Source organism: Vibrio owensii CAIM 1854 = LMG 25443, assembly GCF_000817815.1.
Lineage (GTDB): Bacteria > Pseudomonadota > Gammaproteobacteria > Enterobacterales > Vibrionaceae > Vibrio > Vibrio owensii.
The window spans coordinates 139,057-161,620 of sequence record NZ_JPRD01000025.1 but is presented as its reverse complement, the minus strand read 5'-3'; the positions used below and the strand labels follow the sequence as shown (position 1 = coordinate 161,620).

The 22,564-nt window shown below is 46.2% G+C and carries 18 protein-coding genes; 13 read left to right on the top strand and 5 right to left on the bottom strand.

Annotation, left to right across the window (positions count from 1 at the left end):
- Window positions 1–2: 2 nt before the first annotated feature.
- On the bottom strand, window positions 3–821 hold the full coding sequence (locus H735_RS15855; RefSeq protein ID WP_005445821.1) for an ABC transporter substrate-binding protein: 819 nt from the start codon (window positions 819–821) through the stop codon (window positions 3–5).
- 343 nt (window positions 822–1,164) lie between these two features.
- Between H735_RS15855 and H735_RS15850 the strand changes: the two genes are divergently transcribed.
- Both H735_RS15850 and H735_RS15845 read left to right on the top strand, forming a co-directional pair.
- Window positions 1,165–2,616 (top strand): sigma-54-dependent transcriptional regulator, encoded by a 1,452-nt coding sequence (locus H735_RS15850; RefSeq protein ID WP_020197403.1) that lies wholly within the window; start codon window positions 1,165–1,167, stop codon window positions 2,614–2,616.
- Window positions 2,606–4,648: a sensor histidine kinase gene (locus tag H735_RS15845; protein ID WP_027726806.1), complete on the top strand. Its 2,043-nt coding sequence runs from the start codon at window positions 2,606–2,608 to the stop codon at window positions 4,646–4,648. Before H735_RS15850 ends, H735_RS15845 begins: the two co-directional genes overlap by 11 nt.
- 99 nt (window positions 4,649–4,747) lie before the next feature.
- Here the strand turns inward: H735_RS15845 and H735_RS15840 are convergent, their stop codons facing one another.
- Window positions 4,748–5,626 (bottom strand): mechanosensitive ion channel family protein, encoded by an 879-nt coding sequence (locus H735_RS15840; protein ID WP_020197404.1) that lies wholly within the window; start codon window positions 5,624–5,626, stop codon window positions 4,748–4,750.
- A 2-nt stretch (window positions 5,627–5,628) separates the two neighbouring features.
- Window positions 5,629–7,974: an ATP-binding protein gene (locus H735_RS15835; RefSeq protein WP_020197405.1), complete on the bottom strand. Its 2,346-nt coding sequence runs from the start codon at window positions 7,972–7,974 to the stop codon at window positions 5,629–5,631.
- 400 nt (window positions 7,975–8,374) lie between these two features.
- Here H735_RS15835 and H735_RS15830 point away from each other — a divergent pair, with 400 nt between their 5' ends.
- Window positions 8,375–9,967, top strand: coding sequence for an ABC-F family ATPase (locus tag H735_RS15830; protein WP_005427581.1), 1,593 nt, complete (start codon window positions 8,375–8,377; stop codon window positions 9,965–9,967).
- A gap of 284 nt (window positions 9,968–10,251) precedes the next feature.
- Here the strand turns inward: H735_RS15830 and H735_RS15820 are convergent, their stop codons facing one another.
- Window positions 10,252–11,076, bottom strand: a complete 825-nt coding sequence (locus H735_RS15820; RefSeq protein ID WP_027726807.1) for a formate dehydrogenase accessory sulfurtransferase FdhD — start codon at window positions 11,074–11,076, stop codon at window positions 10,252–10,254.
- A gap of 315 nt (window positions 11,077–11,391) precedes the next feature.
- Between H735_RS15820 and H735_RS15815 the strand changes: the two genes are divergently transcribed.
- The 10 genes from H735_RS15815 to cobB all read left to right on the top strand — a co-directional run bounded on the left by H735_RS15815 (window position 11,392) and on the right by cobB (window position 21,220).
- On the top strand, window positions 11,392–11,844 hold the full coding sequence (locus H735_RS15815; RefSeq protein WP_009697781.1) for a DUF3305 domain-containing protein: 453 nt from the start codon (window positions 11,392–11,394) through the stop codon (window positions 11,842–11,844).
- The gene (locus H735_RS15810; RefSeq protein WP_020197407.1) at window positions 11,834–12,457 is read left to right on the top strand and encodes a DUF3306 domain-containing protein; all 624 of its coding nucleotides are present in this window, start codon (window positions 11,834–11,836) and stop codon (window positions 12,455–12,457) included. Before H735_RS15815 ends, H735_RS15810 begins: the two co-directional genes overlap by 11 nt.
- A 310-nt stretch (window positions 12,458–12,767) precedes the next feature.
- On the top strand, window positions 12,768–14,429 hold the full coding sequence (locus H735_RS15805; protein ID WP_020197408.1) for a 4Fe-4S dicluster domain-containing protein: 1,662 nt from the start codon (window positions 12,768–12,770) through the stop codon (window positions 14,427–14,429).
- A 9-nt stretch (window positions 14,430–14,438) separates the two neighbouring features.
- Complete coding sequence (locus H735_RS15800; protein ID WP_005441574.1) at window positions 14,439–15,071, top strand: TorD/DmsD family molecular chaperone; 633 nt, start codon at window positions 14,439–14,441, stop codon at window positions 15,069–15,071.
- A gap of 73 nt (window positions 15,072–15,144) precedes the next feature.
- On the top strand, window positions 15,145–15,345 hold the full coding sequence (locus tag H735_RS15795; RefSeq protein WP_005427585.1) for a twin-arginine translocation signal domain-containing protein: 201 nt from the start codon (window positions 15,145–15,147) through the stop codon (window positions 15,343–15,345).
- A 10-nt stretch (window positions 15,346–15,355) separates the two neighbouring features.
- Window positions 15,356–18,211, top strand: a complete 2,856-nt coding sequence (locus H735_RS15790; protein WP_020197409.1) for a formate dehydrogenase subunit alpha — start codon at window positions 15,356–15,358, stop codon at window positions 18,209–18,211.
- An 11-nt stretch (window positions 18,212–18,222) separates the two neighbouring features.
- Window positions 18,223–18,831: a formate dehydrogenase FDH3 subunit beta gene (fdh3B, locus tag H735_RS15785; protein WP_005427693.1), complete on the top strand. Its 609-nt coding sequence runs from the start codon at window positions 18,223–18,225 to the stop codon at window positions 18,829–18,831.
- 13 nt (window positions 18,832–18,844) lie between these two features.
- Entirely contained in the window at window positions 18,845–19,897 is a 1,053-nt protein-coding gene (locus tag H735_RS15780) for a formate dehydrogenase subunit gamma (protein ID WP_020197410.1), read from the top strand.
- Window positions 19,881–20,297: a membrane protein gene (locus H735_RS15775; RefSeq protein WP_009706096.1), complete on the top strand. Its 417-nt coding sequence runs from the start codon at window positions 19,881–19,883 to the stop codon at window positions 20,295–20,297. Before H735_RS15780 ends, H735_RS15775 begins: the two co-directional genes overlap by 17 nt.
- Window positions 20,298–20,488: 191 nt before the next feature.
- The gene (gene cobB / locus H735_RS15770; protein WP_020197411.1) at window positions 20,489–21,220 is read left to right on the top strand and encodes a Sir2 family NAD+-dependent deacetylase; all 732 of its coding nucleotides are present in this window, start codon (window positions 20,489–20,491) and stop codon (window positions 21,218–21,220) included.
- A 179-nt stretch (window positions 21,221–21,399) separates the two neighbouring features.
- On the opposite strand, the gene H735_RS15765 is transcribed toward cobB, so the two are convergent.
- Window positions 21,400–22,437, bottom strand: a complete 1,038-nt coding sequence (locus H735_RS15765; protein ID WP_005528441.1) for an extracellular solute-binding protein — start codon at window positions 22,435–22,437, stop codon at window positions 21,400–21,402.
- Window positions 22,438–22,564: the final 127 nt, after the last annotated feature.

Genomic DNA, 22,564 nt, shown 5'->3' with positions numbered 1-22,564 from the left:
CGTTATTTGGTCTCAGCATTCGCAACGAACAATTGTTTACCATTCAGACGGAAGCTGTTGATCAGCTCTTGACCGTGCGGATTCACTAACCAGTCACTGAACGCCTTCGCACCTTGGTAGTTGATGGTTGGGTAACGCTCTGGGTTAACCAAAATCACTTGGTATGGGTTAAACAGTTTTTCGTCGCCTTGGAATAGAATCGCAAGATCCAATTTGTTTTGGTAAGCCAACCATGTACCACGGTCAGTCATGGTGTAGCCTTGCATCTCTGAAGCCATATTCAGAGTAGGACCCATACCTTGGCCTACGCTGCGGTAGCCACCAAAGTTTGGTTCCATCTTAGTTTGCGCCCAAATGCCCAATTCTTTTTTGTGTGTACCGGAATCATCGCCACGAGAGATGAAAGTTGCATCTTTGTTTGCGATCTCTTTGAATACGTCGAGTACGGATGCATCATCTTTCACTTGTGCTGGGTCAGACTTAGGGCCAACGATAACGAAGTCGTTGTACATCAGTTTACGTGGAAGGACGCCGTAGCCATTCTCAACAAACACACCTTCTGCTTTAGGAGCGTGTGTCATTACCAAATCAACGTCGCCGTTTTCACCCATCTTCAGCGCTTTACCAGTGCCCGCCGCGATGATATCCACTTTGTAGCCAGTGTCTTTTTCAAATTGAGGAAGTAGGTAGTCCAGTAAGCCAGAGTGGTAAGTACTTGTTGTTGTTGCCAGGCGAATGTGTTCGCCATCTTGAGCTGAAAAAGCAGAGTAGCTTACAAGAGTGATTGACGTTGCAGCTAGAGTCAGCGCAATTTTTTTCATTTTAGTTGTTTCCTTTCCAATGATTCTTTGGCTTCTAAAGTCTTGGGTTACTAAAGAAGTCGCCAGAGCGTCATAGCGCGCTCATATCACAAGTCACCTTAGGGTGAGGGAGCGAGAAGCGATGATTACGCGTTGATGTCTCCCGCATCCTGAGACCACTTGGACACTCCATATAGCAAACAAGATGCCAACATTTTACAAGCTCAAAATGTTTGATTTATGCGCTAATTCATGGACTTATTTGCATAAAAATTTGCGTTGGTACAAAATGTCGCACTTTTTGTAGGGTATCTCTGTTTAAACTTGGTACACTCTGTCCCATTCAAATCCAACTGGGGTAAATATGTCTACTCAATCCCATATTAGTACAAACCAACAATACAACGCTTTTTCAGTACTGGTCGTTGATGACGAACTCGGTATGCAAGCCATCCTTAAAAAGGCTCTGGGCAAGCTGTTTTCTCAAGTCGATACAGCGGGCAGCATTGAAGAAGCGGAAGAGCTACGTAACTCACGCCACTACGATTTGATTCTGTTAGATATCAACCTGCCGGGGCGTTCAGGGATTGAATGGGAAGAGGCGTTTGAAGATGACGACAAACGCGCGGATGTCATCTTTATGACAGGCTACGCGGATTTGGAAATTGCGATTCGAGCCCTACAGCTTGGTGCGTCGGACTTTATCCTCAAGCCGTTTAACCTAGAACAGATGCTGAAAGCGGTCAGTCGTTGTATGGATCGCCGTTTGAACGAACGCATGCAATACGCGATGAAGCGTGACTATCAGCGTCACAACACCTCAGAGATTATTGGCGGTTCGGAAAAAACTCGCCAGCTCAAACAACTGATCACTCAATTTGCGCCGTCTCGCGCATCTGTCCTAGTGGAAGGTGAGTCGGGCACCGGTAAAGAGTTGATAGCGAGAGGCATTCACCAAGCAAGCGGTCGAACAGGTCCATTCGTCCCACTTAACTGTGGCGCGATTGCACCAGAGCTTTTAGAGAGTGAGCTATTCGGTCATACCTCAGGGGCTTTTACTGGCGCTAAGAAATCTCGCGAAGGTCTTTTCCGCGTAGCCAATGGCGGCACATTATTCCTTGACGAAATCGGTGAGATGCCTTTGTCCATGCAAGCGTCACTGCTACGCGTGTTAGAGCAGCGCACCATTCGTCCGGTTGGTTCTGAGCGTGAAATTAGCATTGATGTTCGTATTGTCGCGGCGACCAACCGCAACCTGCAAGAAGAGGTCAACAAAGGTAACTTCCGTAGCGACCTTTACTACCGTTTGAACGTGCTGAAGATTGAAGTTGCCCCTCTACGTGAGCGTAAAACAGACTTGTTTGAACTGGTTCCATATTTCAGCAATATGCTGACCAGTGAGCTGGGTATGCAAGCACCGAAGTGGGCGCATGAAGATATGGAAGCGATGAGTGAGTACGAATGGCCAGGTAACATTCGCGAACTTAAAAACCTCATCGAGCGTTGTATTTTGTTAGGTAAACCGCCTGCGCATCACTGGCGTGAACTCAATGGCGGTCATGCTTTACCTAATGTCTCCATTACCGTGTCACACAGTGAAGAATTGCCAACCTTCAAAGAGGGCAAAGAGTTCTCTGGTGAAGGCTATCCAAACACTTGGACACTAAAAGAAGTGGAAAAAGCGCATATCCAACAATTGGTTAATTTGCACGAAGGCAACAAGTCGGCGGCGGCTCGAGATTTAGGAGTGGCACGAAAAACGCTAGAGCGCAAATACAAAGAGTGGGATTCTGAGGACGAGGATTATGCCGAGTAGTAGTTGGCAGCAACACAAAGGATTGTCTAAATGGACGTACCGATTCAAAACCATGGTGCGTTATCGACTGTTGATTTTGACATCTGCGCCAATCTTTCTAACGCTGATAGCCCTTATCGGCATTACGATCTATTGGTCGATTCATTATACGTGGCAAAACGCGTTGTTAGACGTATCGGAACGTTTGGGCGTTGCTAATAACAGTATTACGTTGCTGCAACAAAAGCAGGCGAACTACGTGAAATCGTTCGCGGACTCTTATGACTTCCGTACCCGAGTGAATCAAAATGTCCCACAAGCAGAGTTGCAAAAGTGGGTGACTGCACAGAAAAAACGCTACGGTTTGGACTTTTTGTCCTTCCAACGTGTTAATTCGATGGAAAACAAATTCCGCTTTATGGATTTAACTAAGCGCGAATCTTTCTTCGATGTTCTCGACAGAAAAGAGCTGGAAAAGCTAGACCCTGAACTCGCCAAACGTGCTGAAGTACCGATTCTAAAGAATGGTGGAGTGGAAGCGCGTGGCTTGGTGAGCCGAACTGTGATCCCAGTTTACAGCCAACAGAACGACTTAATTGGCTTCTTAGATGGCGGTTTGCTGCTTAACAACAGCACGGTATTGGTCGATCAAATTCGTGATCTTATCTATTTGAGTGATAACGACACCCTCCGTCCCGTGGGGACTCTGACGGTATTTTTGGATGATCTTCGCGTCAGCACCAACGTTCCCTTAGACAGTGACCAACGTTTAGGTCGCGCTATCGGTACGCGGGTGAGTTCAGAGGTATACAACAAGGTATTGGCGGAAGGTGAGCAATGGGTCGATCGCGCGTTTGTTTACGATGCTTGGTACATCACTGCTTATCAACCAATCAAAGACCAGTACGACAATGTCATTGGTATGCTCTACACCGGTTACTTGATGTGGCCATTCGTCAAAGCGTATATGACAAATATCGTTGAGATTAGCTTGATTACCTTAATGTTGCTCTTAGTTTCTGGCGTGATGGTGTATCGCGGTTCTCGTGATCTATTCCGTCCAATCGAGCGCATCTACAAAGTCGTGAAGCTTGTCCAGTTGGGTAAAGAAAAGCGCATTGGTCCATTAGGGCTGGATGAACACCACGAACTCGCTCAGTTAGCGCGTCAGTTCGATAACATGCTTGATGCTTTGGAAGATCGCAAAGTCGAGCTGAAGAACTCCGCCATGGAGCTGGAAGGTAAAGTTCAACAACGTACGGCGAGTTTGAAAGACAAAACTGAAGAGCTTGAACTTCATATTCAACTGCTCAACCAAACCCGTGACAAACTGGTCGTCAACGAAAAGCTTGCCGCACTGGGTGAGTTGACTGCTGGGATCGCCCACGAGATTAACAACCCAACCGCAGTGATTCTGGGTAACGTTGAATTGATTCAGTTTGAGCTAGGTGAAGAGGCAAGCCGCGTTCAGGAAGAGATTGATGCGATTCACGCTCAAATTGACCGTATTCGTAATATCACGCGCAGCTTACTGCAATACAGCCGTCAGGGCGGTGTACAAGACGAAATTACGTGGCAGCACGTGAATCCAATTATCGATGAGAGTATTACGCTGGTTAAAACCGGCACTAAAAAGCGCGACATCGATTTTGTCACCGATTTACAAGCCCATACCTCGGTCGAGATCAACCGCCACCACTTGCTGCAGATTCTGGTGAACTTGCAGATGAATGGCATTCACGCGATGGACGGCAAAGGCAAGCTAACCGTCGTGAGTGAAGATTGGATTGAAGACGGCGAACTGAAAGGTGCCGCGATTCATGTCACTGACGAAGGTTGCGGTATCAAGCCAGAAAACTTAAGTCGTATCTTCTCTCCGTTCTATACCACTAAACGCGACGGTACCGGGCTAGGGCTTTCTGTTTCGCAAAGTATTCTTAGTCAAACAGGCGGCGAGCTAAAAGCTGAATCGGAATGGGGCAAAGGCAGTACGTTCAGTATCTACCTGCCAAAGAAAGCCGAGCTACTGCTTGAGGTAACGAATATCGCTTAACCGGCGATTCCAATTCGTAACGCGCAAAGAAAAGGGTCAGTGTAAATCACTGACCCTTTTTGTATCTGTCGCCTCTAAAGGCGAGAGGAATACGTTGAATTAACCCGTATGCACTGCAATCTTCGGAGGATTGATACCGTGCTTTTTGAACTCTTTCATCACACGCAGAGTAATGTCGGTTTCAAACAATTTCTCGTAAGCGGTATCTACCACATAAGCCTTACACGTTAGTTGAATTGCCAAGTAGTTTTCCGTAATGGTCTGCTTGACAAGAACCGTTACCGGCTTAGGTAGGTGGATATAACGACTTGAAGACGCCGCTTCCTGAATCAAGTCACGCGCTAACGTAATGTCTTCATTCATGCCGACATAAAACGGAATCACCACCTGCATATCCAGCGCACCGTAGTTACCGCTGACCACAACTTCACTCAAGAACTTGTTGTTTGGAATCGTAATGATGTCATCGGTTAGGGTGCGCATACGCACAGAGCGCAAACCAATCGCAATGATATCGCCGTAGTTACCTTCGAACGTGACGCGGTCACCAACTTGGAACGGGCGATCCACCATAACCGTCATACCCGCGATGAAGGATGCGGCTAGATCTTTCAAGGCGAAACCAACCGAAACTGCTAACGTACCACCAATCAAAGCAAGGATTTGATCGTTAATACGGAAACTCATCATAAACACGACAGAGCCAGCGGTTAAGTAGATAAAGAACTGCAAGAAAGATTGAAGCTTCTGTAGCACCATGCGGTATTGTACGAACTGGCTACCAATACTTTCTACCATCGAGTTCATGAACTTAAGCAATAGCCACGTTGAGGCAATCACAATGATGGAGAAGAACACGCCGCTCCAACGAATTAGGCTAGCGATTTGCGAGATATTATCCACACTCGCGATGTCTTCAGTCGCCAATGCAGAGGTGCTTAATAGCGATAACGCTAATACGGTGAGTAGTTTTTTCATCGTTATTTCACCAATAAATGTTGACGGTCGAGAACGTTGGTAATGTGACGGAACCAATGATCCGACACGCGAGCTTTGTCTTCGCTCCACTCAATAAAGCCGCGGCTTTGGAAGTAGCGCAGAGTACCAATAACTTCCGCAATACTTAGCTGAGTACACTCAGACAACTCTTCCGGCGACGCCACTTCAAGCTGAACAATTGAGCGCAGCACGGCTAGCATTGGCTTCGGCATTTTCTCTAGCTCTTGAGACTCTGGTGCGTGGAACAATCGAACCACCACTTGTTGCGTCTCTTTGTTCTGACGAAGAGACAGGCGGAAGAAACGTAGCGCAACCGTTGGATTACCATCTGAGTAATGCCACAGAATACGGTAGAAACCTTGTTTAGCACGTTCTTCTTCCGTGATGTCTTCTTGGTCCCATTGCTTAGGGACGACAAGACCATCAAACGTTACTGGGTTCTCAATCTCTTGGTTAATACGCGTATCAAACAGCGCAGACAGTTGTTTTTCACTCCAGCGCGGCATAAACGCCACCCAGTCAAACAACAGACGTTCGCCACGAGCGCGGTCGACAAAACGCCAACTTGCTTTCTCAATCGCCATGACAACGCGGTGATTTTTCTTAGAACGACGAAGTAGATTAGTCAGTTTAATCAAACCGCTTAAACCGCCTACCATTGGCTTAACTAAGCGCTGGGCGTTATCAACTGCAATAAGGTAAGGCGTGTCACTTTTACGTAAATGCGCAAGAACCTGAATCTCAGACGCGTCTTCCTCCAAACCAAGTTGTAGAGCCAGTTCTTTTAGTAGTTCACTGTAGCCTGCATATGGGCAGTTTAGATAAAGCGGTTTGGCGTTCTTCACTTTGTTCAGGATCGTACGAAGGAAGGTCGTTGTACCAACGCCACGTTCACCAGAAATTACACATACCGCAGGACTATCTGTCAGCATGTATTTAGACAGTTGCTTGACTTCGTCTGAGGCATACTCGACCAACTCGCTGTCTTCGCTACCAGGAAGAATATACTCGAATGTTTGCTCGCCTTTGATTCTTACTAGGTTGGTATCACCGCCTTTGTTACCTGTTTGTTTGGCAACTTCGATGCGGAACAAGTATGCCAACGCTTGGCTAAACATGGTGTAGTTAGACAGCATTGCGACAATACGGTGTTTGAAGCTATGCAGCGTAATCCACACGGCACATATAGCCGTACCAATGATGCTTAGAAACAAGGTGTCTTTACGACGAATAGACCAGTTTACCCACACAGGACGATCAGAGAGCTTCTCCGCGACTTCAAATACCTTTTTACGCCATAGGCGCAATACCGACAGCGTCACCAATACAAACCAGAAGAACAGCGCGCTGTAGATCCACGAGTAGATGGTGCCTTTACCCAGCGTACGAATCGAGATTTGAAGAATTACGCCAGCAACAATAGCGCTCCAAACGTAACGACGAATGGTCGAAAGGCGCAGGGCAATCACTTCTTGGCTAGTGCTGCGACTGTTGCGATAAGCAAACTCGAGAATAAAGCTAATCGCGATAGAACCACCTAGAACCCACCAAGTGAAGATTTCTAGAATGATCAAATGCTGCAAGCTTGGGATTTCTGATAGCACTCGAAGCGAGAGCGTAATCGCAATCAACCAAGCAATTGCTCTGTGCGCGCGGCTGATATACCAAATCAAACGAACCCAAATTGGCGGTTTGGCAACGTTATCTAGCTGCGTTTCGCGGAATAGGGTAATGATGCGCTTGCTATTGGTTAACCACCAGACCAGACCGAAATAGATAAACAACACTTTGATGCCAGCCCAAACAACCGGAATCGGTGAAATCAGAATTTCTTTAATCAGAGATTTGAAAGAACGAATCTGGAAGAACACCAAGTATTCAACGTTAAGCCGAGTTTGACGCCACTCTTGCTTAAACTGCGTAACACCATAAGGACCAAAACCGGTCAATTTGTCGTGCGTGATAGGGTCGGTTAGCTCTAATAAACGTTCTTTGCTTTGACCTAGGCTGTTGACCGTAAGGTAACTGGATTGCGTCTCAAACCATTCTTTGTCTTCACCAGACTCACGGAATGTCTTTAAGTGTTGAGCAAAGATAAGGGTTTGCTTGCGCTGCTCACTCATTACTGCATTGAGCAGTTGGTTGACCTTACGTTTGTCTTGGTCAGACATAAACAAAGGCTCTGGCAGCTTATTGATCTCCTGAGCGATCTCTTGCGCTACAGGCAAGACTTGAGGCTCAGGTTGGAATTCGTACTCCCACTCAGCGTGAGCGGGTAAAGAAAGCACGAGACCGACTAGCATTAAAATGCGCGCCATGAAATGCATAAAATTCTCTTAAAACTTAGAAGGTTAGAGTTAGTGTAGTTGCTTTATCGCGATATGCGAGTTTTACCCAATGACCGTACGTTTAGTTTCGATTCTTTAATAGAGACTGACGCTTAATAAAGGAATAACGTACGGAATTGATAAAAGGGGACGCACTATAAACCCAATTTCATGGGGTATGTCAATGGTTAGTCATGACGGATTTATGTCTCAGTTTTGAGTCGGTTAGAGTGAGAACACTTAAATTTAGCAAGGTTTATGTTAGCCAAATCTCAAAAATCAGTTCGCTAAACAGTGCTTTTTCTCATTAATTAATAAAAACAAAACTTGAAGTGTGTAGCCTTAAGCAGTAACGTTGCGCGGTTTTTCCCAATAAACTTGAATTGCTAAGGTAAAGGTTTTGATTTCCACAGCGAATATTACTCAACAATTTGGCGCTAAGCCGCTATTTGAAAACATCTCAGTTAAGTTCGGCGAAGGTAACCGCTACGGCTTAATTGGGGCTAACGGTTGTGGTAAATCAACCTTTATGAAAATCCTGAGCGGTGAGCTTGAACAAACAAGTGGTAACGTAAGCTACGATCCAAACGAGCGCGTTGCAAAACTGAACCAGGACCAGTTCGCATACGAAGAATTCACTGTAATCGATACAGTAATTATGGGTCATAAAGAGCTATGGGAAGTGAAGCAAGAGCGTGACCGTATCTACTCACTTGCTGAAATGAGCGAAGAAGACGGCATGAAAGTGGCTGACCTAGAAGTTCAGTTCGCGGAAATGGACGGTTACATGGCAGAAGCAAAAGCGGGTGAGCTTCTTCTTGCTGTAGGTATTCCAATGGAGCAACACTTCGGTCTAATGAGTGAAGTTGCACCGGGTTGGAAACTTCGTGTGCTTCTAGCGCAGGTTTTATTCGCAGACCCAGACGTAATGCTTCTTGACGAACCAACCAACAACTTGGATATGGACACTATCCGTTGGTTGGAAGACACGCTAAACGCGCGTAACTGCACAATGATCATCATTTCACACGACCGTCACTTCCTAAACTCAGTATGTACGCACATGGCTGACTTGGATTACGGTGAGCTACGTGTTTACCCAGGCAACTACGATGAGTACATGACTGCGGCTTCTCAAGCTCGCGAACGTCTACTAAACGACAACGCGAAGAAGAAAGCACAAATCGCCGAGCTACAAACGTTCGTTGCACGTTTCTCTGCAAACGCATCGAAAGCAAAACAAGCAACATCTCGTGCTAAGCAAATCGACAAGATCAAACTGGACGAAGTAAAAGCGTCTAGCCGTCAAAACCCATTCATTCGTTTTGAGCAGTCTAAAGAGCTATTCCGTAACGCTCTGATTGTTGAAAACCTAAGCCAAGGTTTTGAAGACGACCTGTTTGCTAACTTCAATGCGATTTTTGAAGTTGGTGAGCGCGTTGCAATCATCGGTGAGAACGGTGTGGGTAAAACAACCTTGCTAAACACGCTCGCTGGTGTACTAGAACCACGTACAGGTGAGTTCAAATGGTCTGAAAACGCGAACATCGGTTACTACGCGCAAGACCACGCACACGACTTCGAAGAAGACCTAAACCTAACGGATTGGATGGGTCAATGGCGTCAAGAAGGCGATGACGAGCAAGTGGTTCGTAGTTTCCTAGGTCGTATGCTGTTTGGTCAAGATGACATCAAGAAGTCAGTAAAAGTACTGTCTGGTGGCGAACAAGGTCGTATGCTGCTTGGTAAGCTAATGATGCACAAACCAAACATGCTGCTAATGGACGAACCAACCAACCACATGGACATGGAATCGATCGAATCATTGAACACGGCACTAGAGCAGTACAAAGGCACATTGTTCTTCGTATCGCACGACCGTGTATTCGTAGACTCGCTAGCAACACGCATCATCGAAATCCGCGATGGTAAAATCACAGACTTTAAAGGTACTTACTCTGAGTTCCTAAAATCTCGTGGTATCGAAGGCTAATCCTTCTTCCGAATAAAGAAAAAGACCTCATTGCGAGGTCTTTTTTTATGTCTATTCTGTGTTAGTGCTAATGCTTTGCTAGCGCTATATTGTGGCGTTCAATCCTTAAATTGCCTCATTAGATAAGCATAAATCCCAACGAGCCCGAAGGTAATGATCATCGAAACGATGATGCCGCTTGGGGTGAGTAGATAATTCCACAGCTGATCGTTGTTCATAGTTCACATCCTTTGTGAATCCACATGATGACTTAAGTCTAACTCATTTGGTGAATTAATGATGAGTTATTGATTTCCCTTCACGTCAAAATCAATCTTCTCTGCACCAGTGAAGACTTGGAAACGTAAGCCTTTCGCACGAGCGATAGTAGTGATGCCAAACTTTTTCGCCAGATCCAAACCCATTTGAGTTACACCCGAGCGAGAAAGCAAAACAGGGATACCCATCTGCGCCACTTTAATCACCATCTCTGATGTAAGGCGCCCCGTTGTGTAGAAAATTTTATCTTCCCCCGTTTCTTGATTAAGCCACATTTCACCCGCTAGCGTATCAACTGCGTTGTGACGACCAACATCTTCCACAAAAGACAGCACTTCGTTGCCTTTACACACAGCACAGCCATGCACAGCGCCCGCTTTTTTGTAGGTATCGTTATAATGCGTCAATGCTTCAAGCGCCGCGTAGATTTCAGATTGCTTCAAAGGCACTTGTGGGACTTGGTAATTTTCTAGCTGCTTCATCACGTTGCCGTACATAGTGCCTTGACCACAGCCAGACGTCACCGTTTTCTTCTTCAGCGCGCCTTCTAGGTGCTCGGTATTTTCTTTGGTGATAACCGCAGCTGAGTGCGTTTCCCAGTCAATAATGACCGATTCAATCGCTTCAGGATCAGACAAGAAGCTCTGGTTCTTCAAATAACCCAACACAAGCGCTTCAGGACGAGAGCCAAGCGTCATTAGCGTAACGACTTCCTTCCAGTTCAACATCACCGTAAGAGGGCGCTCACAGGCGATTTGCTTAGTTAGCTTCTCACCGTATTCGTCAAACACTTCTACTTCGATGGTCTGTAGGGGATTTTCACTGGTTTTAATAATGTTTGGTTTTACCACAGTCATGTCCTAATGAATGAGAGAGCCGATTAATGGGTCTATTCGTCTTAACGCTACAACAAAGCAATTCTCATTCCAAAATAGCTGTTATAAGGAAAATTGCGAGGCATTGCTTCGATTCTGGATTAATTCTGCGATATCGCAGCAATGACACAGGTGCTAATTTGAATTTCTACTAGTTTTGAACTTATGAGCTTAGCGAAGGTAAGGCTTAATCTGGCGCGTTTATTGCTTTGTACCGCTAAAATGGTTGAAAGCAAAGTACAAAATGTCCTTTTCTGTCTTAAAGCCAACATAGAACAAACTGGGTGAGTTATGTCGGATAAGAAACAGTTCGAGAAAAATGAAGATTCATGGTCGATAGGCGTGGATCTTGTAGAGCATGAGATCAGTACCGGTATTTGGGTCACGACCCAATGGCAACTGACGGGATTTGAAATTAACCCAACCGAAGACACTCAACACGTGTGCTTGTTGCAATTGCACAAAGACGAGCGCACCGATTACCGCTTTAACCTGAGCTCGCAGCAACCAAAGCTTTTTTTGGTTATGGATAATGTCGACTCTGGTGATACACCGACGATTCAATTGCTTACGGCGTCTCAAACTGTCGCTGCGCAATATATGGATGGCGATAACCTAGTATTATCTAATGATATGCCGTTAGCTATTCAAGCTTGGATGGAAGCCTTTATTGGGCGCCACGGTGAATTGTTAGAAGTAAGACGTAAGAAACGCAAAGGAGCGGGCAGAGCAAATGGCAACTAGTTTTTTTAGCCGTTGGTCGAAACGTAAATTAGAAGAAACCACAACCGAGCCTACAGACGCTAAGGTCGTGGAGTCTGTTGAATCTACTGAACCAGAAACCGCACAAGCTCATGAAGAATTAAGCACTGAAGCGCAAGCATTAGCTACTGAGGCTTCTGCGACAGAGACTGAATCTCAACAGGCATCAAACGAAACTACTGATCCTGAAGAGATGTCCGTAGCGCAGCTATTAGTGTCTGAGGCTTCAGAGAGCGTTAAGAAAGCCGCACTGCGTAAGATGTTCTTGTCAGAAGAGTTTAACGTTCGCGATGGTTTGGATGATTACGACGATGATTACAGTAACCTCAAGTCGCTTTCTGAAGGGGTGGCTGAAACACTTCGTGATTGGGTGAAAGAGAAAACGGAAGAAGAACCAGCAGAAGAAACGACACAATCAACTGAATCTCATGAAGAAAGTGATATTGAATCGGCTGATGTAGAACTTGCTGAAGGTGCCGAAATTCCCGAAGAACAAAAAGAACTGGATATAAATACAGCATCTAATGAAAGTGATATTCTAGAGACAAAACTAGCCCCTGAAGAGGTGGGACAAAATATACCACACAAAGAATAGGTACATTTTGACTAAACGCTCAATGAACCGGCTGAGACAAAATGTCTCAGTCGGTTTTTTTATCCCTACAATTTCTAAGATAAATAGCTAACCTATTGAAAATTAGCTGATATTTAATTGGCACGACATTTGCTATCTGTTGCTCATTACCATTCTTGTTGAAGTTAGACCATTTGCCCAACAGGCAGTGATAACCCGGGTGGGACTACCTAAAAGGGGTAGTTACTGACGAGTTAATCAGCAGAATCGCCTGCGCTAACTACAATGAAAGATGGAAGAAACTATCCATGCGTATAAATGGAACTGAGCAATGTTGAAACAACTATTAGAACAAGCAACTTCCAATAACGGTAAAGCGCGTCTGTATGCGTTTGAGAATACCGTAGAGTTGACCAACCTTATTCCACCAACGGTGAGCTACGAGAGTGGCGGTAATACACTGATTGTTGGACCGACTGCCATCATTGAGAGTGCAGCCGCGCAGCTATCTCAAATGAACAGCCTGACACTTCTTTCTACAGACGGAGAGAAAGGCACCAGTCCAGAACTGTACTTTGCAAACTCTGTTCAGGTTTCTGGTTTCCTAGGTACGTTTGAAGTGCTTATCGAAAATAACGGTCTAACAAGCAACCTAGCAAAAGTCGCTATTAATAGTGATTGTTTCGATGTTGTTCTCGATCTTTGTCTAAGCAGCTGTATGTCAGAAGAGGTCCCTGTTCCGGGTTACTACCCAGTAGGGCGCGGTTATCCAAAACTGGCAGAAGCGCTAGAAGAAATCCCAACACTAATGGGTACGTTTGATAAGCCAAAGTTCTTCCGTCTGGACACTGATCTATGTGCACACAGTTCTCGTGGCGTAAAAGGTTGTGAGCGTTGTGTCGATGCTTGTCCTGCTGGCGCGCTATCAAGTGAAGGCAGTGATAAAACGGGTCATCGCATCGAGATTAACCCATATCTATGTCAGGGCGTGGGTACTTGTGCAACGGCTTGTCCGACAGAAGCGATTCATTACGCGCTACCTAATCCTGAAGATACGCAAAAATTCATTGAACGCACGCTAGCGAACTACGAGCAAGCGGGCGGTCTGGATCCTATCGTTCTTATCTGTAGTTCTCGTCACGAGACTTACAACGTGATGGCACTTAATGCGCTACCAGATAACGTGATTCCAATTGTGGTTGAAGAGCTGCCTTCTATCGGTATCGATACATGGTTCGCCGCTCTAGTTAATGGCGCGACGCAAGTACTATTTGCAGCTTCTCGCTTTATGCCTGCAACCATCATTCGTGTTCTGAACAACGAAGTAGGTATCGCGCAAGAGCTATTGGATCAACTTGGTATCGCAAAAGAGACCATCGATATCCTTTACTTGGAATCGCTTCGTGAAGGTCCTCCAACACTATGTACAGATTCATTCGATCTTGCTCTTGGCGATCTTCAAGGTAACAAGCGTCAGCGTCTGTTTACTGCGTTGGATGCGATGTCTTCTTCTCGTATTCCTGTTGAGAACATTGTTGAACTGCCTGCGAACGCGCCTTACGGCAATGTTTCTTGTGAGAGCAAAGATTGTACGTTGTGTATGAGCTGTGTGGCGGTTTGTCCAACACGTGCGCTTCATACCGACGGTGAATCTCCATCACTTAAATTCGTTGAACAAGATTGTATTCAATGTGGTTTGTGTGAAAAGGCATGTCCAGAGAAAGTTCTGACTCTAACGCCACGCATGAACTGGGTGAAAGAAGAGCGCCAAAAAGCGGTTGTGATTCACGAAGAGAAAGCAGCGGAATGTATTCGCTGTCATAAGCCATTCGCACCTCAGTCTATGATCGACATGCTACAAAACAAGTTACGCGGTCACTCTCATTTCTCTGATGAAGCGGCGATTAATCGTATCGCGATGTGTGAAGACTGCCGTGTGATCGACATGTTTGAGTCGATGGCAGAAGACCCAATGAAACAACTGAAATACTAGGAGCTCGCAGTGGATACACAACGAGAACAAGAACAAACACTGAGAACAGAGATCTACTTGGTTTTGTCTGCGCTTTTCCGTAGCGCTCCAAGTGAGGAAATGATCGAGTTCCTGACTTCTCTAGAAGTTGAGCCATCAGAAAGCGCAATGCAAAAAGCGTGGATTGCACTTCAGCAAGCGGCAAAAGATTCCAACCGTGAAGCGCTAGAAGATGAATACCAAGATCTTTTCATTGGTATCGGTCGTGGTGAAGTGATGCCGTTTGGCTCATGGCACATGACGGGTGCAATGATGGAAAAACCACTGGCTGAAATTCGTCACGATTTGGAACTGCTTGGTTTCGAGCGCGATGAAAATGTGAAAGAGCCGGAAGACCACATCGCAGCACTTTGTGAAGTGATGTCGATGCTAACGGGTGAAGAAGAAGATCTTCAACAAGCGGTGTTTAACAAACACATCGCACCTTGGTTCAACTCTTTCACTCAGCAACTAGAAAACGCAGAGAGCGCGAACTTTTATAAGCCAGCAGCTCAACTGTGTGAGGCGTTCTTAACACTGGAACAAGTGCGCTTTAGCGTGAACACCAAAAGCAGTAAGCACAAATTAAAAATTGATGTGAAAAACGTCACTGATTACGAGTAATCGAGCAGTACTTGGTCATATCGATAGAGGGGCAATAGCCTCCAAAGATCTACCGTAAGGTAAGGAAGCAATGATGAAAGATAATAAAGAAATAAACACAAGCCGTAGGGATCTCCTGAAAGGCTTAACGACTGCAGCCGTAGCTGGTGCGGTTGTCGCTGGAACAACAAAAGTGGCAAGCGCTTCAGAAACGGTTGAGCCTTCTGAAAAAGACGTGAAGAAGAAAGGGTATCGTGAAACTCAACACATTCGCGATTACTACGACACACTTTAGGAGATAACGGATGAAACTTGTCAAACGCTCCGACAGTGTGAGCAAAGAAACCAATCAGCTTGGCGTTTCTCGCCGTGCATTCATGAAAAACACCTCGCTTGCTGCTGGTGGTGCGGTTGTAGGTGCAAGTCTTTTTGCACCGGGCATGATGAAGAAAGCACAAGCTAAATCGGTGGATCCAGAAGCGAAAACAGAAGTAAAACGTACCATCTGTTCTCACTGTTCTGTAGGTTGTGGTATCTACGCTGAAGTTCAAAACGGCGTGTGGACAGGTCAAGAGCCTGCATTCGACCACCCATTCAACGCTGGTGGACACTGTGCAAAAGGCGCAGCACTGCGTGAACACGGTCACGGTGAGCGTCGCCTGAAATACCCAATGAAGCTTGAAAACGGTAAGTGGAAGAAGCTTTCTTGGGATCAAGCGATCGAAGAAATCGGTAACAAGGTGATGGACATCCGCAAAGAGTCGGGTCCAGATTCCGTTTACTGGTTGGGTAGTGCGAAGCACAACAACGAACAAGCGTACATGTTCCGTAAGATGGCGTCGCTTTGGGGTACCAACAACGTTGACCACCAAGCGCGTATCTGTCACTCAACAACCGTAGCAGGTGTAGCAAACACTTGGGGTTACGGTGCGATGACCAACTCTTTCAATGACATGCACAACTGTAAGTCGATGCTGTTCATTGGTTCAAACCCTGCAGAAGCGCACCCTGTTGCGATGCAGCACATCCTAATCGCGAAAGAGAAGAACAATTGTAAGATCGTTGTTGCGGATCCTCGTCGTACTCGTACAGCTGCAAAATCGGATCACTACGTATCGCTACGTCCGGGTTCTGACGTTGCGTTCATTTGGGGCGTGCTGTGGCATGTCTTTGCGAACAACTGGGAAGATAAAGAGTTCATCCGTCAACGTGTATTCGGTATGGATGAAATCCGTGCAGAAGTAGCTAAGTGGACACCAGCAGAAGTTGAGCGCGTAACTGGCGTTCCTGAGTCTGAAGTTTACCAAACAGCGAAACTGCTTTCTGAAAACCGTCCGGGTTGTATCGTTTGGTGTATGGGTGGTACTCAGCATACGACTGGTAACAACAACACACGTGCTTACTGTGTACTTGAGCTTGCGCTAGGTAACATCGGTAAATCGGGCGGCGGTGCGAACATCTTCCGTGGTCACGATAACGTACAGGGTGCAACTGACCTTGGCGTACTATCTGACACACTACCAGGCTACTACGGTCTGTCTGAAGGTTCATGGCGTCACTGGTCAAAAGTGTGGGAAATCGATTACGAGTGGGTGAAAGGTCGTTTCGATGACAACGCTTACGGTGGTCAAAAACCAATGAACAGTGCAGGTATCCCTGTATCTCGTTGGGTGGATGGTGTTCTTGAAAACAAAGACAACATTCGTCAACGTGAAAACATCCGCGCCATGTTCTACTGGGGTCACGCAGTAAACTCTCAGACTCGTGGTCCTGAAATTAAGAAAGCGATGCAAAAGCTGGATATGATGGTTATTGTTGACCCATACCCAACTGTCGCAGCGGTAATGAACGATCGTACTGACGGCGTTTACCTGCTTCCTGCAACAACTCAGTTCGAAACACACGGCAGTGTGACAGCATCTAACCGCTCACTTCAGTGGCGTGATCAGGTTATCGAGCCATTGTTCGAATCTAAACCTGACCACGAAATCATGTACCTGCTAACCAAGAAGCTAGGTTATGAAGATCTGCTGTTCAAAAACATCCGTGTTGAGAACAACCAGCCAGTGATCGAAGACATCACGCGCGAATTCAACAAAGGCATGTGGACCATCGGTTACACAGGTCAAAGCCCGGAGCGTCTAAAAGCGCACCAACAAAACTGGCATACATTCCACAAAACGTCTCTAGAGGCAGAAGGTGGTCCTGTGAATGGTGAGACTTACGGTCTACCTTGGCCATGTTGGGGTACGCCAGAGATGAAACACCCAGGCACACACATTCTGTACGATACGTCGAAGACGGTTGCAGAGGGTGGCGGTAACTTCCGTACGCGTTTCGGTGTTGAGTTTGAAGGTCAAAGCCTACTTGCTGAAGACAGCTACTCAAAAGGCTGTGAAATCAAAGACGGTTACCCAGAATTCTCTGACAAGCTAATCAAACAGCTTGGTTGGTGGGACGACCTAACGGCTGAAGAAAAAGCAGCAGCGGAAGGTAAAAACTGGAAAACTGACCTGTCTGGTGGTATCCAACGCGTAGCAATCAAGCACGGTTGTATCCCATTTGGTAACGCTAAAGCGCGTGCGATTGTTTGGACATTCCCAGACCGCGTACCGCTACACCGTGAGCCGCTATACACGCCTCGTCGTGACCTTGTAACGGATTACCCAACTTGGGACGACAAAGAAGCTATCTTCCGTGTACCAACGCTTTACAAGTCTATCCAGAAAGAAGACAAGTCTGGTGAATACCCAATCATCTTGACTTCTGGTCGTCTGGTTGAGTACGAAGGCGGTGGTGAAGAGACTCGTTCAAACCCATGGCTTGCTGAACTTCAACAAGAAATGTTTGTTGAAGTGAACCCGAAAGACGCAAACGATCTTGGCTTCAAAGATGGCGATGACGTTTGGGTTGAAGGCGCAGAAAAAGGTCGCATCAAGGTGAAAGCGATGGTCACTCGTCGTGTTAAACCGGGTCTGGCGTTCATTCCGTTCCACTTCGGCGGTAAGTTCGAAGGTGAAGACCTACGTTCTAAGTACCCAGAAGGTACGGACCCTTATGTTGTTGGTGAAGCAGCCAACACGGCAACCACTTACGGTTACGACCCTGTTACTTTGATGCAGGAAACTAAAGTAACCCTATGTAACATTCGTAAAGCGTAAGGAGTCTGACAATGGCACGAATGAAATTCCTATGTGACACCAAACGCTGTATCGAGTGTAACGGCTGTGTTACTGCATGTAAGAACGAAAACGATGATGCGCTTGAGTGGGGTATTCAACGTCGCCGCGTAGTAACACTGAACGACGGTGAACCAGGCGAAAACTCAATCTCTGTAGCTTGTATGCATTGTACAGACGCGCCTTGTATGGCGGTTTGTCCAGCTGACTGTTTCGAGCACACAGAAGATGGCATCGTCCTTCACAACAAAGATCTTTGTATCGGTTGTGGTTACTGTCTGTTCGCTTGTCCATTCGGTGCGCCTCAGTTCCCGAAACAAGCATCGTTCGGTGAGCGTGGCAAAATGGACAAATGTACTTTCTGTGCAGGTGGCCCAAACACAGAACCAGGTTCTCTAGAAGAGCGTGAGAAGTACGGCGCGAACCGTATTGCTGAAGGTAAGCTACCTATGTGTGCGTCACTTTGTTCAACAAAAGCACTGCTAGCGGGTGATGCAGAGAAAGTTTCTGACATTTTCCGTCAACGTGTGGTTGAGCGCGGTGCGAAAAACGCAGGTTGGACAGACGGTAACGATCTTTCTTACGACGCAACTAAAAGCTAAGTAGGAGAGACACATGTTAAATACTCTTAAACGTGCGTCTCTTGTAATGCTGTCGATGATGACAGCATTACTGCTGACCTTTGCGATGCCAGCGTCTGCGCAAGAAGACACATCTCCAGTGGTACAACAGGAGATGACGCAACTTGCAGGTGCAGACTTTTGGCGTCAGGTCAAAGAGGGGCAAGAAGGCTATACCACGTCGAAATCAGCGGAACACGGTGTGCTGATCAGTACTCCGGGTGAGACTTGGTACATTCTTAAAGAGAAATGGATGTCTCCTGCGGGCGCTGTCGCGATTTTCGGTAGTATCGCAATGGTTATCATGGCCTACGTTTTCGTTGGTCCTCTGATGCTAAGCAAGCCACGTACTGGCAAGAAGATGAAACGCTGGTCTCGACTAGACCGCGCACTACACTGGAGCATGGCGTTTACCTTCTTAACGCTGGCATTCAGTGGTTTAATGCTGGTTTACGGTAAGCACTTCTTGAAGCCGTACGTACCCACTGAGTTCTGGGGCTTCATCGTTATGTTGGCGAAGCAGTACCATAACTACATGGGTCCGCTGTTCTTCATCTTGCTGGTGTTTGTTCTACTGAAGTGGTGGCGCAAATCTATCCCTAACATGACAGACATCCGTTGGTTCATGAAAATGGGCGGTATGGTTGGTAAACATAAAGGTACGCACCCATCGGCTGGTTTCTCGAACGGTGGTGAAAAGGCGATCTACTGGTTGTTGATCTTCTTCGGTGCTATCGCTGCAGTGAGTGGCTTAATTCTGGACTTCCCAATTTTCGGCCAAACTCGTCGCGATATGGAATTGTCTAACCTTGTTCACGCGATTTCGGCACTGATTCTAATCTGTGGCTTTATCTTCCACATCTACATCGGTCTATTCGGTATGGAAGGTGCGTTAGAAGGTATGGTTACCGGTGAAGTTGACGAAACATGGGCGAAAGAACACCACGATCTCTGGTATGAAGAAGTGAAATCCAAAGAAGCGATGGGCGAAACAGATACGGCAAACACGGAACCAAAAGGAGCGAAAGCGAATGAACAAACCTCATAACGGGATTTGGGTTGCGTACATCCTGAGTTGTTTGACCCCGTTTACGTTTTTGATCTCAGGCGTTATCGCAATCATTTACGCGGGCTACCGCTTGGATAAAGGCGAAGATAGCGACGTAGTGAACTCACATTACTACGGCTTGATTCGCACATTCTTCCTGTACTTCACGTTCTTTGTTGTATTGATCGTAACAGTGGCAACATCGAATGGTGTGTTGGTTGGCGTAAGTGACTATTGGGTACACAGCAGCTTGCTAGACACGGTAGCTTACTTCATCCCTTGGGTAGGTATGCTGTTCGCAACGCTAGCGATTCTTGTGTGGTTCCTACGCATGTACCAAGGTATGAACCAACTGCGCAACAATATGCCTCACAGACCGTCTACAGGTCCAAACCTGTAAAACGGAATCTTTGCTCAAAAGCCTCGCCATCGCGGGGCTTTTTTATGCCTGAAAGACGGAGTGATTCCATCAGTTTTTAAACAGAAATTAGAGGCAAATCAGCAGGCTTACGACCATGGTCTAATCCTTATTGCTATTGTTGTTTTTCTATCGGTGTTAAGCTTAATAAAAAAGAGCAACAAGGATCGGTTATGAATTTCCCATACAGAAATATTGTCGTACTTACTGGGGCTGGCATCTCGGCTGAGTCTGGTATTCAAACATTTCGAGCTCAAGATGGTCTCTGGGAGAATCACCGTATCGAGGATGTCGCAACACCGGAAGGCTTCTTGCGTGATCCGGATTTGGTTCAGAGCTTTTATAACCAACGTCGTAAAAAGCTGCAAGGTGAAGATATCAAGCCGAATGCGGCCCATATCGCGCTAGGACGCTTAGAAGAGCAGTTGGAAGGCAAAGTGACTATCATCACTCAAAACATCGATAATCTGCACGAGAGAGGCGGTAGCGCTAATATCATTCACATGCACGGTGAATTGCTCAAAGCGCGTTGCAGCGAATCCAATCAAGTCATCGAGCATTCAGAAGACATTGAGACTGGAGAGTTATGCCATTGCTGCCAAATTCCGGCTCAAATGCGTCCACACATTGTTTGGTTCGGTGAAATGCCACTGCGCATGGGTGAGATATATGCGGCACTGGAAGAGGCGGATTTGTTTATTTCTATCGGTACTTCTGGTGTCGTCTATCCAGCCGCAGGCTTTGTACATGATGCGAAGATGCATGGTGCACATACGATTGAAATCAATTTAGAGCCAAGTGCCGTCGAGAGTGAGTTTGAAGAGAAGCGTTACGGTAAAGCAAGTATTGAAGTGCCAAAATTGGTTGACGAAATTCTTGCTCTGGAAAACGAAGCCAGCGCTTAATTAAACGGATAGAACCTTCTTTAACAAAGGCATCGAGTGATTCGATGCCTTTTTGTATTTTGAAACTTTGTATTCTGATGCTTTGTCATTCGAGCAGTATGGATTGAGCCACAAATAGCGATCTTCAGATACAAGAAAAGCGACCGAAGCCGCTTTTCTAAACTATTTCGACAGACTGATTAGTTGTCTACTTTTAGCTTTTGGAAGTACTCATCGTAAAGCACGCTTGCTTCACCAACTTCGTCTTGCCATGTACCACTGTCCATCACTTCTTGTGGTGGGAAGATGCTTGGATCGTTAGCAAATTCTTTCGGTAGTAGGTCGTGCGCTGTTTTCACTGGAGTAGGGTAACCAATCTCTAGTGCAATCTTAGCTGCGTTCTCAGGACGTAGTAGGAAGTCGATCATCTTATGAGCTGCATCAACGTTCTTCGCTCCAGCTGGAATTGCTAGGCTGTCCATCCAGAAGATAGTGCCTTTTTCTGGCCAGATGATGTCGATGTTCGCGCCTTCTTGACGAGCCATGTAAGCAGAACCATTCCAAAGCATACCAAGTGATACTTCACCTGCTAGGTATGGGTTCGCTGGGAAGTCTGAGTTGAATACCAACACGTTTGGCATTAGCTTTTTCAGTTCTTCGTAAGCCGCTTTGATCTCGTCTGGGTTAGTCGTGTTTGGCGAGTAACCAAGCTTAGTCAATGCAATGTGGAATACTTCGCGAGAATCATCCATCAGCATTAGTTGACCTTCCCACTTGCTATCCCAGAAATCGTCCCATTTAGAAACCGATGACTTGTCTAGCATGTCAGCATTGATACCAATACCGGTCGCACCCCAAATGTATGGGATAGAGTAGTTGTTGTTCGGGTCGAACGGCTTGTTCAGGAAGTTAGTGTCTAGATCAGCAAAGTGAGACAGTTTCTCTTTGTCGATCTTTTGCAGCATGCCTTCTTTACGCATTTTAGATACGAAATAGGTAGACGGTACTACCAAGTCGTAACCAGAACCTTGAGTTTTCAACTTCGCGTACATGCTTTCGTTAGACTCGTACGTAGAGTAGATAACTTTGATGCCGGTTTCTTTTGTAAAGTCTTCAAGAACTTCGTTTGGAATGTATTCCGACCAGTTGTAGAAATACAGTTCTTGATCAGCAGCCATTGCAGGGGTAGCGATTAGCGTCGCCGCACACAGTGCGCTTGCGTAGAATTTACTTTTCATTTTATTTCCGTTTTGTTCAGCAACAGGACAAATCAATACTAGTAACAGATACTGGTTTGAGCCAAATTGCGATAAGCACAATCCTGTTTATTTGAGCGACGAAAACCAACATTACGACCCAAATAGG